Origin of the sequence: Bradyrhizobium sp. OK095 (assembly GCF_900109945.1) — a bacterium.
GTDB lineage: Bacteria > Pseudomonadota > Alphaproteobacteria > Rhizobiales > Xanthobacteraceae > Bradyrhizobium.
In genome coordinates this window covers 131,215-144,267 of record NZ_FOBX01000017.1, presented here as the reverse complement: position 1 = coordinate 144,267, position 13,053 = coordinate 131,215, and the positions used below count along the sequence as shown (strand labels likewise).

Below are 13,053 nucleotides of genomic sequence, written 5' to 3'. Positions count from 1 at the left end.
AATGCTGGCTTCCAACGGCAAAATCAGTATGTTGCGGCCCGAAACGGTCGCCGAGGTCCGATTTGAGACCCCGAGTCCCCCCGAGATTTGACCACGTCCTGGCCGGAGCCGGGCCAAGCAAGCAGGAAATATAGCTTTGAGAGTCATCGCCAGTTCTATTCGCAAGGGCAACGTGATCGAGCAAGACGGCAAGCTTTATGTCGTCGTGACCGCCGAGAACATCCATCCCGGCAAGGGCACTCCGGTCAGCCAGATCGAAATGCGCCGAATCTCGGACGGGGTAAAGATCTCCGAGCGCTACAAGACCACCGACCAGGTCGAGAAGGCCACGATCGAAGAGCGCAACTACACCTTCCTCTATGAAGATGCTGACGGCTACCACTTCATGGACCCGGAATCCTATGATCAGGTCCAGGTGCAGAAAGACGTCATCGGCAACTCGTCCGCGTATCTTCAGGAGAGCATGACGGTCAAGCTGTCCATGCACAACACCACGCCGGTGTCGATTACGCTGCCACAGCGCGTGACGCTGGAAGTGGTCGAGACCGAGCCCGTGACCAAGGGCCAGACCGCCTCGTCGTCCTACAAGCCCGCGGTGCTCTCAAACGGCCTGCGCACCACGGTGCCGCCGCACATCGCAGTCGGGACCCGCATCGTGGTGACGACCGAAGACGGCTCCTACTCCGAGCGCGCCAAGGACTAAGCGAGGGATCGAGGACACGAAACAGGTGCCGCCGGGGGGCGAGACAGTGGTTGGGAAGAGTTTCCGCTTCGTCTCGCTGCTTCTGGCGTCGCTGTCGCTCCTCACCGCCACGCCGCTCGCAGCGGACGAGATTCGCAGCCCCTCGCTCACGGCCCTGCGCGTCGATTGGCGCGCAGCGCTCGACCAGCTCCGTGCCGAGGTCAACAGCCGCCCCCAGATCGCGGGTGACTTCATCTTCGCACCCCGCCGCTCGGTGCCGCGCTACGATCCGCGCGCGACGCCGGCGCTGGTGCAGCTCAACGCGGTCTCCTCGCAATTCTTCACCGGCATTGCCCGCAGCTCCGTGCCCGTGCTGCTGCCGTTCGACGCCGGCGCCTATCTCGAGGCCCAGCGCAGCGGCGCGCCGGCGAGCCTGACGCTGTCGCGCTATCAGGCCGATTTCAATCCCGTCGACATGTTCGAGGCCGGCCCCGCCGGCTACAGCGCCACGTTCTCATTCGAGCCCGGCGCGGGTGACGGCATGCCGAGCCGCGTCTACGCCAGGCCGGTCGAAGTGCAGATCACGGGCTCTGCGCTGCTCTATGACATCGCCGATCCCGCCGGCGGCAAGGGCGAGCCGCTCAAGCCGCTTGCGATCCTCTATCCGGACCTGCGCAGATTCATCCGGGAAGGCTATGTCCGCTACGCCTTCACCCGCTTCGGCGTTGCCTATGTCGTCTCCGTGCAGTGCCTGGACAGCGTCGCAAAACCGCGGCGGCTGGCCTGCAAGGAAGCCTACCCGGTTGCCGAGCGTTTCCTGAAAGCGCTGCGCCTCGCCGGCGGCCAGCGCATGCGGCCGCTGATGGAAATCGCCTCCGACATCGTCGATCGTCCCGCAGCGCGCTCGGCCGATTTCAGCTACCGGCCGAGCGGAGACATCATCCCGAACACCGGTTACCGCAACAAGAGCGGCCATCCCGACGTGATGGCCTATGCGCAGATCCGCTTTCCGCTGGAGAAGGCGCCCGCTTTCGTACGCTCGCAATCCTATGGCAAGCGCGACAAGAACGAGGGCCCGACCGCCTATCCCTGGCGCGATAATTTCTGCGAGTCCCGCAGCTTCGAAGTCTGGCAATGCGCCGGCGGTTATGGCCACCAGGGCGAGGACATCCGCGCGGCCGACTGCCCGCCATCAGGCGAAGGCCGCGAACCCTGTGATCCCAAGCAGCGCGCCGTCGTCGCGGTGCGCGACGCCATCGTGATCCGCGCCGCCAAGGACCAGGCCGCGACGCTCGAGATCAACAGCCGGACCGAGCACATCCGCTTTCGCTACATGCACATGAACCCGCAATCGATGAACGCCGATGGCCTGCTCAACGGGCGCCTCGTCACCGAAGGCGAAAAGATCGGCCTGGTCTCGAATTATCTCGACCATCCCGCCGGCACCTCGATGCACCTGCATTTCGACGTCCAGGTGTTCACCCGCGACGGCTGGATCTGGGTCAGTCCCTACGTCACGCTGGTCTCGGCCTATGAGCGGCTGATCCGCGGCCGCGGCCGTGAGGTCGGCCCCGAAATCGCGATCACGACCCAGCCGGTGGCACATGCGCTGCCGGAGGACGTGATCAAGCCGGACCAGCGTGAGGGATCGAGCAGCGAGGAGAATTGAGGCAGTTCACGCCTCGCTCCGCGGCGCACCTCGATGACAATCTGATGGCGGCCCCTTCCTTGGCGCGCGGGGCCCGACCGGCCAGCTCCAGATCGATCGAATGACCCGGCCTTCTCTGGCCCCAGAATTGCTTTGCCTCCGGCAGGCACACTGGAGGAAGGGAAGTACATGCGTAGTCTCACCACGGCGGCTGTTCTGGCCATCGCGTTCGCCATGCCGGTTCATGCGCAGGATCTGACCGGCACGTTGAAGAAGATCAAGGAGACCGGTGCGATCACGCTCGGGGTGCGCGACAGTGCCGTGCCCTTCAGCTATATCGACGAGAAGCAGAAGACGGTCGGCTACGCCATCGACATCTGCATGAAGATCGTCGAGGAGATCAAGGCCGAGCTCAAGCTGGACAAGCTCGCGGTCAACGAGAACCTGGTCACCTCGTCCAACCGCATTCCGCTGATGGCGAACGGCACCGTCGATCTCGAATGCGGCTCGACGACCAACAACGCCGATCGCCAGAAACAGGTGTGGTTCACCAACACGCATTTCCTCACGGCGAGCCGCTTCGTATCGAAGAAGGCCTCGAAGCTCGACCAGGTCGACGACCTCAAGGGCAAGGCCGTCGTCTCGGTCTCGGGCACGACCAACATCACCCAGCTCAACAAGGCCAATGCGGCCCGCTCGCTCGGCATCAACGTCATGAATGCCAAGGACGTCCCCGAAGCGTTCCTGATGGTCGAGACCGATCGCGCCGAGGCCTTCGTCATGGACGACATCCAGCTTGCAGCCATGATCGCCTCCTCGAAGGATCCCTCGCTCTATGCGATCAGTACCGGCGCGTTTTCCGATCCTGAGCCCTACGGCATCATGCTGCGCAAGGACGACGCGCAGTTCAAGGCCGTGGTCGATCGCGCGACCGCAAAGCTCTACAAGAGCCCGGAGATCGAGAAGATCTACAACAAATGGTTCATGGAGCCGGTGCCGCCGCGCGGCCTGAATTTTCACGTGCCGATGCCGGTGTCGATGAAGAAGTCGTTCGAGCATCCGTCCGACAATCCCGATCCGGCGTCGTACGGCGGCTAAAAAGCACGCGAGACACGTAGCCCGGATGAGCGAAGCGACATCCGGGGCTCTCACTGCGACTGTTCCCGGGTGTCGCTCCGCTCACCCGGGCTACAGATCAATCCAAAAGCGTCGTCAGCTGCGCGCCCTCGTCCGCCACAAACACCGCAATCAACTCGGCCGGCTCGGTGTTGCTGGCATTGGCCGACACCAGGTGCGTCGCGCCCGGCGGCTCGAAGAACGACTGGCCGACACCGAACGTTTCGACCGGGCCGCCGCCGAGCTGGGAACGGATCTCGCCCTTGGTGATGTAGGCGGTGACCGAGCCGGCATGCCGGTGCGGCCGCGAAAATCCGCCGGGACCGTAGAACACGCGCACGATGGTGACACGCTTGCCCGGCACGTTGGGCAACGCGTAGGAGCCGATCGGCTCGACCTTGTCGAGCGGCGAGCTCTCCGCAGCATTGGCGCAGAGCGGCGCGAACGCGCCTGATACGGTGTCCATCGTCACCGGCAGCGCCTTGCCGATAGCGAGTGCGCAGGCGAGCCCTCCGACAACGGCCAGTGCCATCGAACGCGACGGTACTGGGCACCGCGTGGTGGCCAAATTCATTGCAGTCATGACGGCCTCCCTCGTTGCAATCAAGACGCCGCGGCATTCGCCGCGACCGGCCGCTTCGCCGGCGTCCAGCGAAAGGCTGCGCCAAAGCGGTTCCAGACGTTGATCGAAGCAATGGCCGAGGTCAGGTACATCAGCTCGGTCTCTGAGAATTCACGCTGCACCTCGGCATAGACCTCGTCGCCGAAGCCGTTGGGCAGCAGGGTCAATGCCTCGGCCCAGGCCAGCGCTGCACGCTCGCGCGCCGAGTAGATCGGCGCTTCGCGCCAGACCGCAGCCAGATGGAGCTTGTCCGCGGGCACGCCGAGCCGCTCCGAGAGAAGTACATGATGCTGCACGCAGAAGGCGCAGCCATTGATCTGCGAGGCGCGCAGCTTGACCAGTTCGAGCAGCTGCTTGTCGAGGCCCGCCTTGGCCGCCACCTGGCCCAGCGCCAGCACAAGATCGTAGGCATCAGGCGCAATCCGCTTGAAATCCTCGTATTCGCTGCGGGCGTGTGACATTGCCGTTCACCTCGTGCTATTGTAAGACTACTTACATATTATAAGAGCACTTATATGTTGCGCAAGACGCCCGATATCACGAGATCGAAATCCCGGGGTAAAACCGCCGGGCCTGACGCTGTGCGCGTACCTGCTCCGGGCGAAGGCAAGCGCGGCGAAGAAGGCTATCTCGGTTATCTCTTGCGCCAGGCCCATGCCGCGGTCCGCCTGACGATGGAACGGACACTCGCCGATCTCGGGGTGACGTCACCGCAATTCGCGGTGCTGACGATGCTGAACGCCTATCCGGGACTATCAGGCGCCGATGTTGCCCGCCTTACCTTCCTCACACCGCAGACGGTGGGCGTCATCATTCGCAATCTCGAACGCGACGGCGCGATTCTGATGACGCCCCATCCCGTCCACGGCCGCATCCAGCAATGGACGCTGACGCCGCGCGGGGCGACGCTGCTGAAAGCATGCAGGGAGCGCGTCATCTCGCTGGAGAAGCGGCTTGCTGGCGGCCTCGATGCCAAGGCCGAGGCAAGCATTCGCCGATGGCTTGCTAACGTCGCAACTGAATTGCAGGACGACCAGGCCTAGTCGCCGCCGCCTCCGTCACCACCGCAGCCGCCGTCACCGCCATCCAAGAAGTCGCCGCCCGAGGCGCCGTCGCCATGGATTCCACGACCAAAGTTCTCGGCCATGATCATCAGGATCACGACGAACAGCCCAGCGCCGAACGGCCAGGGATTGGCACGGATGATGTCGAACAGCTCCCGCATGGGCGCATCATGCGCAGACGGAAGCGAATCGACCGTAAAAGGGCAGGCTTAAAAATGGGGATATCTGGCGTGGCGCAGGCGCGGCCTACCCGCCCTTCAACGCTTTCTTAACCTCGCCGTCGGGCCAGCTCTGCCCCGCAGCAATCACCCGCACGCGGCTCTGGTCGGAGCCACTCACCAGCACATGCGAACTCACCCGGTCGCGGCTCGGCTCCAGGTAAAGATCAGTTTCGGGCTTCCAGCTCAGCGTGGTCGCGAGGTCGCCGGCGAAAATCTGCCATTGCGATCCGTCGTCGAGCTCGACGACATGGCTTTCCGCATGCGCGCGTATCTTCATTCCACCCCGAATTCCTGATGAACAAAACTGGGCCCCAGCCCTGCAGCCGGGGCCCTGCTTCGTCAGTCGTTGTCGTGATGAATCACGGTCTTGCTGCGATTGCCGTATTCATCTTCCTTCTTGATCACCGTTGTGCGGTCGGACGGCTCGCGCTCCCGGATGACCGTGGTGCGGTCACGATCGCGGTCCCGCTCACGATACTCGTGAGACTGACCGACTGTCACGCCAGCACCGACCGGTCCGACATGAACGCCGACTTCATCAGCGAACGCAGGAGCCGCGATGGCGGTGACCATGGCGGCGGCAAACAGATATTTTTTCATTGTCTCATCCTCCAATGTGTGCGGAGGAAATGCGGGACTGCGACACTTTGTTCCGAGGATCCCAAATTCCCGTGTTCCCGGAACCTGCCCACAGACGCCGTGTTTCCCGGTAGAATGGCTCCATGAACCAAGCTGATTCCTCGGCCCATCACACCCGCCGCGCCCTGCTCCAATCGACGCTTGGCGCAGCCGCCTTGCTCGCATTCCCTGCACACGTCCTCGCCGCCCCAGCGGGATTCGACGAATGGCGCGAGGGGTTTCGTGCTCGCGCCATGGCAAAAGGCATTTCGGCCGCAACCTGGCAGCGCGCGATGGCGCGGGTCGAACCGGACATGAGCGTGTTCAAGCAGATGCGCAACCAGCCCGAATTCCACGAACAGGTCTGGCAATACATCAACCGCCGCGTCTCCGACTGGCGCATCATCAACGGCAAGATCGCGCTGAAGAACAACGAGGCGCTGCTTGCGCGGATCGAGCGCGATTTCGGCGTCGAGCGCGGCACGCTGCTGGCGCTGTGGGGCGTGGAATCTGCTTACGGCGATCCGCTGGTGCAGCAGAACCACATGACGCCGGTATTCCCATCGCTTGCAGCACTTGCCTGGAACGAGCCCCGCCGGAAAGCCTATTGGGAGACCGAGCTGATCAACGCGCTGCGCATCGTCGACAAGGGCTGGAGCACGCCCGAGCAGATGCAGGGATCCTGGGCCGGCGCGATGGGGCATTCGCAATGGATGCCTGAGGTCTGGCTCAATGTCGGCATCGACTATGACGGCGACGGCAAGGTCTCGCCATTCGGCAAGCCCGACGACGCGCTGGGCTCGACCGCAAAGTACCTCGTCAATCGCGGCAAGTGGCATCGTGGCGAACACTGGGGCTATGAGGTGCGCGCGTCCGGAGAGGCGAGCGGCACCCGGACCTATGCCGCGTGGACTTCAGCGGGTGTCACCCGCGCCGACGGCCAGCCGTTTCCACAGCCCAACGCAACCGCGCAGATGTGGACACCTGTCGCGGGCGGACCGACCTTCCTGCTCGGACCGAATTTCAACGCGGTGAAGAGCTACAATCCCTCGATGAACTATGCGCTGGCGATCTGCCATCTCGGCGATCGCTGCCTCGGTGCGCCGCCCTTCATCCAGCCCTTCCCCGGCTCCGAGCGCGCGCTGACGCTCGCCGAGGTGCAGGAAATGCAGACGCGGCTGACCAAGGCCGGTTTTGATACCGGCGGCACCGACGGCCGCGTCGGCAACGACACTATGAAGGCGATCAAGGATTTCCAGCAGCGCGCGGGGATTACGCCGGCGGATGGCTATGGCGGGCTGAAGGTGCTGGCGAAGCTGCGTCAGGGGTCGTAAGCGACCTCAGTGCCTATACTGCGGCTCTTCTGCGTCGAGCTGCCTGCGGACCGCCGCGAGATGCAGCCGCGCGGATTCGGAATCGCCATCGCGCATCTGCTTGTAGGTCTCGGCGGCGATGGCGGCATCGACCGGCAGCACCTTTCGTCCCGTCGACATCGCCAGCACCTGCACCTCGGCGGCGCGTTCGAGATAATAGAGATCGTCCCAGGCCTCCGCGATCGTCGGCGCCAGCACCATCACGCCGTGATGCTTCATGAAGACGATGTCGGCATTGCCGACGGCAGACGCGATGCGCGCACCCTCGCGGTTGTCGAGCGCGAGACCGTTATAGTCGCGGTCCACCGCCGTGCGGCCGTAGAATTTCAGCGCGGTCTGGCCGGCCCAGATCAGCGGATCGCCCTCGGTCATCGACAGCGCGGTGGCATAGGGCATGTGGGTGTGGAAGGCGACCTTGGCGCGCGGCAGGCGCTTGTGCATCTCGGCATGGATGTAGAAGGCGGTCGCCTCGGGCACGCCCTCGCCGTCGAGCACGTTGCCGTGGAAGTCGCAGACCAGGAGTTTTGACGCGGTCATCTCGCGGAAGACATAGCCATAGGGGTTGACGAGAAAGAGATCGTCATGACCGGGCACGACGGCCGAGAAATGGTTGCAGATGCCTTCTTCAAAGCCGTTGCGCGCGGCCATGCGGAAGCAGGCGGCAAGGTCCTCACGCGCCGTACGGATCGCGTCGGTGGCGAGGTCGGGCCGGTTCGAGCGGACGGGCTCAGGCGCGGGAGAGGACGAATGAAGGCTGTGCGCCATGGCGAAGAACACCTCTGTCGGTCGGGAGCTGTCCGCCTTTTACAGGGGCTGCGCCTGCGCGTCAGCCCCTGCGACCGCCACCCTGCCCTGCGCCTCTCACGCGCGCCGTGGCACCCCGCCGGCGTTCATGCCGCCGTCGATGACGAGTTCGCTGCCGGTGACGTAGCGCGAGGCATCTGACGCCAGATACAGCACGCCGGAGGCGATCTCCGCAGCCTCCCCGGCGCGGCCGAGCGGCGTGACGACGCGCGCACGCTCCTCGGGATCGATCGGCGCGTTCTGACCGGCGCCGGTCGCACCGGTCGGGATCTTGCCCCAGATCGGCGTATCGATGATGCCGGGATGCACGGAGTTGACGCGGATGCCGTCGCCCGCCGCCGCGCATTCCATCGCGATCGATTTGGCGAACAGCCGCACACCGCCCTTGGTCGCCGAATAGGCCGACAGGCCGGGCGAGCCGCGCAGGCCCGCGAGCGAGGACATCACGACGATCGAGCCGCCGCCGGTCTTGCGCATCAACGGCAGGCAGTGCTTCACCGAGAGAAATACGCCGTCGAGGTTGATCGCGTTTTGCTTGCGCCAGTCAGAGAGCGTCATGTCGACGATCGAGGGCACGGCAATGCCGATGCCGGCATTGGAGACCATGATGTCGAGCCGGCCGTAACGCTTTGCGATTTCGGCGACGACCTCGATCCAGCGCTCCTCAGAGGTAACGTCCTGCTCCAGGAAGATCGCCTTGCCGTCGGCCTTGGTGATGCGCTTGGCGAGCTCGGGGCCGCGCAGCTCGTCGATGTCAGTGATGACGACAGTCGCTCCCTCGCGCGCGAACAGCTCGACGATCGCCTCGCCTATGCCAGAAGCGCCGCCTGTCACCAGCGCGACCTTGCCCTCAACCTGCCCTGCCATGTTCACTCCCTTTTTTGTTGTTTGAGCGAGTTATCTTCTTCGCATGATCTTATCTAATCACGGACGGCCCCTGGTCCGGAAGCGCAACATCGATGACGCGGAATTGCACGCGCTCGGCGCCCTGATAGCGATCGACCGACAATGATCCAGCGACATGCAATTGCTGTCCGCGGTTCGCCACCAAAGCATTGCCAAGCTTCTGGCCGACCGAACGGAACGCAATGCCGTTGACGATGGCGCCATCGCCCGACTTGAAGCGTAGGCGCAGATGCGCCTGGCCGACCTCGTCGGCATAGACGAGCTGATGCGCCGGCAGCGCCAGCACGGCTTCCGGATTGCCGCTGCCGAAGGGACCGGCGCGGTTGAGCGTGGCCGCAAGCTCCGTCGTCACCGCGCGCGCCGAAACCGCGCCGTCGATGTAGAGCTCGTTGACATGGCGTGCCGCGGCGACGTCACGCGCCAGCGCATTTTCGAGATAGGCGCGAAACTCGGCGAGCTTCTCTTTACGCAGCGTCACGCCTGCGGCCATGGCGTGGCCGCCGCCCTTCAGCAGGATGCCATCGGTCACCGCCTGCCGAACCGCCTTGCCGATGTCGACGCCGGCGATCGAGCGGCCGGATCCGGTGCCGATGCCGCCGGGCTCCAGCGCAATGGCAAAGGCCGGCCGCGAAAACTTCTCTTTCAGGCGGGACGCAACTAGGCCGACCACGCCGGGGTGCCAGCCTTCGGACGCGGTGACGATGATTCCGAGCTTGTCCTCGAACCCGATCGAAGCCAGCGCCTCGGCTTCGGCCTGAGCTTCTGCCCCCTGCTCGATGACGCGGCGCTCGCTGTTGAGACGATCGAGCTCGGCGGCGATCCGCGCGGCCTCGACGCTGTCGCCTTCCAGCAGCAACCGCACGCCGAGATCGGCACGGCCGATGCGGCCACCGGCATTGATACGCGGCCCCAGCATGAAGCCGAGATGCCAGGCCTCCGGCGGGCCGTTGAGCCGCGCCACGTCCATCAGCGCGGTGTGGCCGACATGGTCGCGCCGCCGCATCGCGATCAGCCCCTTGGCGACGAAGGCGCGGTTGAGACCGATCAGCGGCGCGACGTCGGCGACGGTGCCGAGCGCGACGTGATGCAGCATGCCGAGCAGATCAGGCTCGGGCATCTCCGTAGTCCAGAAGCCGCGCTGGCGCAGCTCGCGGTTGACCGCAACCAGCGTCACCAGCACGAGGCCGACGGCTGCGAGATGGCCGAGGCCGGAGAGATCGTCGAGCCGGTTCGGATTGACCAGCGCGTCGACCTCCGGCAGCTCGGTGCCGGCCTGATGGTGATCGATCACGACGACGGACATGCCAAGGCGCTTGGCTTCAGCAAGCGGCTCGATGCTGGTGGTGCCGCAATCGACGGTGACGAGCAGCGTGGCGCCCTTTGCCGCGAGCCCACGAACCGCATCGACGTTCGGGCCATAGCCCTCAAAAATGCGGTCGGGAATGTGGATCAGCGGATCGAGCCCGCAATGGCGCAGGTGCCAGGCCAGCAACGCCGCCGAGGTCGCGCCGTCAACGTCATAGTCGCCGAAGATCGCGACCTTCTCGCCCTTCGTCGCCGCATCCGCGATCCGCTTGGAGGCAGCTTCCATCTCCGTCACCGTGAACGGATCCGGCATGAGCTTCCGGATGGTCGGATCGAGGAAGTCGGCAACCGCGTCGCTATCGACGCCGCGGCCCGCCAGCACCCTTGCCAGCAGCTCCGGCAATTGGTGCTGCTGCACGATGGCAAGCGATTTGGCCGCCCCCCGCGCGTCCAGCCGGTCGCGCCAAAGCTTGTCAGTGAGCGAACGCGCGACGCCCAGGAACGCCTGGGGCGTTTCGACGGGCAAGGCGGTGGCGGGCGGCGTCATGACGAACGGCTGACTGTTGGAACTCTGGGGACCCGGGCGATCACACGGATCACTGACTACCGGATTGGCCGGGAAACCACGGAGATTTGCAACGGCCGGGCGGCACAAAGCGGTGGATGGCCGCCCCGCAGGCCCGAGTGACTATCATTTAGGCATTCCGCCAAACAGCAAATTAAGCAGGCGTTAGGTTGAATCCTAGAAAAAGACTCGTATTCGATCTGTACGTGATTGTTCCGGGTTCATTGCAGATCAGGCCACATTGCCAAGGGAAGTCCCCCGATGTCTGCTGCGCTGGGTCTCAAAGCCAAGCCGATCGCCACCGAACCCGCCGACGATGATTCCGACATCTCCGCGCTGATCAATCGCCTGACCGCGGAGGTCAACCAGATCGCGGTCGACAAGACCAAGTCGATCCAGCAGATCACCAACCAGATGAAGATGCTGGCGCTGAACGCGCTGATCGAGAGCTCGCGCGCCGGCGCGCAAGGCGCGGGCTTCGCAGTGGTGGCGCAGGAGGTGCGCGGCGTCGGCCAGCAGGTCGAGACCATCGCGCGCGAGCTTGAATCCCAGCTGACGAAGCGCACCGGCGACCTCGTCTCCTCGATCGACCGCATGAGCCAGCGCTCGCGCGGCGAACGCATGGTCGATTTGTCGCTGAACGCAGTCGAGCTGATCGACCGCAACCTCTATGAGCGCACGTGCGACGTGCGCTGGTGGGCGACCGATTCCGCCGTGGTCGATTGCGCGGCCTCGCCCGCGCCGGCGGCTGTCACGTACGCTTCGCAGCGCCTCGGCGTGATCCTCGGCGCCTATACCGTCTATCTCGACCTCTGGCTCTGCGATCTCGACGGCAACGTCATCGCCAACGGCCGCGCGGATCGTTTTCATGTGGTCGGCCAGAACGTCGCCCACACCAAATGGTTTCGCGAAGCGAAGACCCTGCGTTCCGGTGACGATTATGTTGCCGGCGACGTCGAGAGCCAGTCCCTGCTCGGCAACGCGCAGGTCGCAACCTATTGCGCCAGCGTCCGCGCCGGCGGCCAGGCCAACGGCGCGCCGATCGGCGTGCTCGCCATCCATTTCGACTGGGAGCCGCAGGCCCGCGCGATCGTGCAAGGCGTCCGCGTCGGCGACAACGACAAGGCCCGCGTGCTGCTGGTCGACTCGAATTTTCGCGTCATCGCCGCCTCCGACGGCCATGGCATTCTGAGCGAACGCATCGCGCTCTCGCTCAACGGCCAGCGCTCCGGCTTCTATCAGGAACGCTCCGGCACGATGGTCGCCTTCCATGCCACCCCGGGCTACGAGACCTATCGCGGGCTCGGCTGGTACGGCGTGATCGTCTGCGGGGCGTGAGGCGCCAAAACAAAAGCTGCGAAAACAACCCCATGCACAGTAGAATGGGGCTGATAACATTGGGCTTTTCGGCCAGTCCGACCGTTTGACCCGTCGGGCAAAACACTGGCAATCTGCAATGATTGCATAATCCGTTGTTGGTGCATCTCGGGGGATGGTTCGCCCGTCACAGATGCGCCCAAACACCTTCCTACAAATCCGGCATCCGGCATCAAGCGTGAGGAAGCCCATGCTGCATACGGCTGGTCTAGCCTTGGCGATGATCGTGCTGCTCGCTGCTCCTGCGACTTCGCAGGAAAAATGCCCTAAATTGACGCGGCTGTACGCCGAGGCTGATGCGGCATTGAACAAGACAAACGGGCTCGCGGCACAAGAACGTTGCGATGCCTATGTCCACGTCTCTGTGGCGTGGGCCGACATCGCCAAATACGCGCGTGATCAAAAGGAAGCTTGCGACATCTCAGCGGCTTCGCTGAGCGACATCGACCAATTTCATCGTGAGGCGGTCGCGGATCGCGTCAGCGCCTGCGGCGGCATCCGCAAATCGACACTGCCCGGACGCGAGCGCGGGCGATACACATTTCCCCCGGAAATCCGATCGCACTGGTGAGCCGTATCCTTGCCGGCAACCGATTACTCATACGGCCAGCGGACGTCCACTCAAGCTACACGGCAATAACCCTGACCAATTGCTGTCTCAACGCAACGGCATGTCTTGAGCACTTTTCGGCAACGCAGGCCGATTCCAGGCAAGAGCCTGCCCCATTGCTCCTGTAAAATACGGCTCGCAT

Annotated in this window: 15 protein-coding genes; 7 read left to right on the top strand and 8 right to left on the bottom strand. The window is 64.3% G+C overall.

What is annotated here, in order from left to right; all coding sequences use genetic code 11:
* The first annotated feature begins 136 nt into the window (after positions 1-136).
* The 3 genes from efp to BMW89_RS32965 all read left to right on the top strand — a co-directional run bounded on the left by efp (position 137) and on the right by BMW89_RS32965 (position 3,428).
* The gene (gene efp / locus BMW89_RS32975) at positions 137-703 is read left to right on the top strand and encodes an elongation factor P (protein WP_092034506.1); all 567 of its coding nucleotides are present in this window, start codon (positions 137-139) and stop codon (positions 701-703) included.
* 25 nt (positions 704-728) lie between these two features.
* Entirely contained in the window at positions 729-2,351 is a 1,623-nt protein-coding gene (locus BMW89_RS32970) for a M23 family metallopeptidase (RefSeq protein WP_092034505.1), read from the top strand.
* 168 nt (positions 2,352-2,519) lie between these two features.
* The gene (locus BMW89_RS32965) at positions 2,520-3,428 is read left to right on the top strand and encodes an amino acid ABC transporter substrate-binding protein (RefSeq protein ID WP_092034504.1); all 909 of its coding nucleotides are present in this window, start codon (positions 2,520-2,522) and stop codon (positions 3,426-3,428) included.
* A gap of 97 nt (positions 3,429-3,525) precedes the next feature.
* On the opposite strand, the gene BMW89_RS32960 is transcribed toward BMW89_RS32965, so the two are convergent.
* Positions 3,526-4,029 (bottom strand): cupin domain-containing protein, encoded by a 504-nt coding sequence (locus BMW89_RS32960; RefSeq protein ID WP_092034503.1) that lies wholly within the window; start codon positions 4,027-4,029, stop codon positions 3,526-3,528.
* A gap of 20 nt (positions 4,030-4,049) precedes the next feature.
* Positions 4,050-4,529: a carboxymuconolactone decarboxylase family protein gene (locus BMW89_RS32955; protein WP_092034502.1), complete on the bottom strand. Its 480-nt coding sequence runs from the start codon at positions 4,527-4,529 to the stop codon at positions 4,050-4,052.
* 54 nt (positions 4,530-4,583) lie between these two features.
* Between BMW89_RS32955 and BMW89_RS32950 the strand changes: the two genes are divergently transcribed.
* Entirely contained in the window at positions 4,584-5,111 is a 528-nt protein-coding gene (locus BMW89_RS32950) for a MarR family winged helix-turn-helix transcriptional regulator (protein WP_092034501.1), read from the top strand.
* Here BMW89_RS32950 and BMW89_RS32945 read toward each other — a convergent pair.
* From BMW89_RS32945 to BMW89_RS32935, 3 genes are all read right to left on the bottom strand, one after another.
* Positions 5,108-5,293, bottom strand: a complete 186-nt coding sequence (locus tag BMW89_RS32945) for a hypothetical protein (protein WP_092034500.1) — start codon at positions 5,291-5,293, stop codon at positions 5,108-5,110. The two genes, BMW89_RS32950 and BMW89_RS32945, sit on opposite strands and share 4 nt — an antisense overlap.
* Before the next feature lie 85 nt (positions 5,294-5,378).
* Positions 5,379-5,630, bottom strand: a complete 252-nt coding sequence (locus BMW89_RS32940; RefSeq protein WP_092034499.1) for a hypothetical protein — start codon at positions 5,628-5,630, stop codon at positions 5,379-5,381.
* 62 nt (positions 5,631-5,692) lie between these two features.
* Entirely contained in the window at positions 5,693-5,953 is a 261-nt protein-coding gene (locus BMW89_RS32935; protein WP_092034498.1) for a hypothetical protein, read from the bottom strand.
* A 122-nt stretch (positions 5,954-6,075) separates the two neighbouring features.
* On the opposite strand from BMW89_RS32935, the gene BMW89_RS32930 reads away from it, so the two are divergent.
* Positions 6,076-7,305 (top strand): lytic murein transglycosylase, encoded by a 1,230-nt coding sequence (locus BMW89_RS32930; protein ID WP_092034497.1) that lies wholly within the window; start codon positions 6,076-6,078, stop codon positions 7,303-7,305.
* 6 nt (positions 7,306-7,311) lie between these two features.
* Here the strand turns inward: BMW89_RS32930 and BMW89_RS32925 are convergent, their stop codons facing one another.
* From BMW89_RS32925 to recJ, 3 genes are all read right to left on the bottom strand, one after another.
* On the bottom strand, positions 7,312-8,109 hold the full coding sequence (locus BMW89_RS32925; protein WP_092034496.1) for an aldolase: 798 nt from the start codon (positions 8,107-8,109) through the stop codon (positions 7,312-7,314).
* Positions 8,110-8,205: 96 nt separating this feature from the next.
* Positions 8,206-9,015, bottom strand: coding sequence for an SDR family NAD(P)-dependent oxidoreductase (locus BMW89_RS32920; RefSeq protein WP_177196497.1), 810 nt, complete (start codon positions 9,013-9,015; stop codon positions 8,206-8,208).
* A gap of 49 nt (positions 9,016-9,064) precedes the next feature.
* Complete coding sequence (gene recJ / locus BMW89_RS32915; RefSeq protein ID WP_092034494.1) at positions 9,065-10,906, bottom strand: single-stranded-DNA-specific exonuclease RecJ; 1,842 nt, start codon at positions 10,904-10,906, stop codon at positions 9,065-9,067.
* A 279-nt stretch (positions 10,907-11,185) separates the two neighbouring features.
* Here recJ and BMW89_RS32910 point away from each other — a divergent pair, with 279 nt between their 5' ends.
* Positions 11,186-12,262, top strand: coding sequence for a methyl-accepting chemotaxis protein (locus BMW89_RS32910; protein ID WP_092034493.1), 1,077 nt, complete (start codon positions 11,186-11,188; stop codon positions 12,260-12,262).
* Between the two features lie 229 nt (positions 12,263-12,491).
* Positions 12,492-12,872: a hypothetical protein gene (locus tag BMW89_RS32905; protein WP_143062873.1), complete on the top strand. Its 381-nt coding sequence runs from the start codon at positions 12,492-12,494 to the stop codon at positions 12,870-12,872.
* Positions 12,873-13,053: the final 181 nt, after the last annotated feature.

Bases quoted from the DNA above. Each gene is read 5' to 3' on its own strand.
- BMW89_RS32965 (WP_092034504.1), top strand. From the start codon at position 2,520: ATGCGTAGTCTCACCACGGCGGCTGTTCTGGCCATCGCGTTCGCCATG.
- BMW89_RS32960 (WP_092034503.1), bottom strand. From the start codon at position 4,029: ATGACTGCAATGAATTTGGCCACCACGCGGTGCCCAGTACCGTCGCGT.
- BMW89_RS32955 (WP_092034502.1), bottom strand. From the start codon at position 4,529: ATGTCACACGCCCGCAGCGAATACGAGGATTTCAAGCGGATTGCGCCT.
- BMW89_RS32950 (WP_092034501.1), top strand. From the start codon at position 4,584: ATGTTGCGCAAGACGCCCGATATCACGAGATCGAAATCCCGGGGTAAA.
- BMW89_RS32945 (WP_092034500.1), bottom strand. From the start codon at position 5,293: ATGCGGGAGCTGTTCGACATCATCCGTGCCAATCCCTGGCCGTTCGGC.
- BMW89_RS32940 (WP_092034499.1), bottom strand. From the start codon at position 5,630: ATGAAGATACGCGCGCATGCGGAAAGCCATGTCGTCGAGCTCGACGAC.
- BMW89_RS32935 (WP_092034498.1), bottom strand. From the start codon at position 5,953: ATGAAAAAATATCTGTTTGCCGCCGCCATGGTCACCGCCATCGCGGCT.
- BMW89_RS32930 (WP_092034497.1), top strand. From the start codon at position 6,076: ATGAACCAAGCTGATTCCTCGGCCCATCACACCCGCCGCGCCCTGCTC.
- BMW89_RS32925 (WP_092034496.1), bottom strand. From the start codon at position 8,109: ATGGCGCACAGCCTTCATTCGTCCTCTCCCGCGCCTGAGCCCGTCCGC.
- BMW89_RS32920 (WP_177196497.1), bottom strand. From the start codon at position 9,015: ATGGCAGGGCAGGTTGAGGGCAAGGTCGCGCTGGTGACAGGCGGCGCT.
- recJ (WP_092034494.1), bottom strand. From the start codon at position 10,906: ATGACGCCGCCCGCCACCGCCTTGCCCGTCGAAACGCCCCAGGCGTTC.
- BMW89_RS32910 (WP_092034493.1), top strand. From the start codon at position 11,186: ATGTCTGCTGCGCTGGGTCTCAAAGCCAAGCCGATCGCCACCGAACCC.
- BMW89_RS32905 (WP_143062873.1), top strand. From the start codon at position 12,492: ATGCTGCATACGGCTGGTCTAGCCTTGGCGATGATCGTGCTGCTCGCT.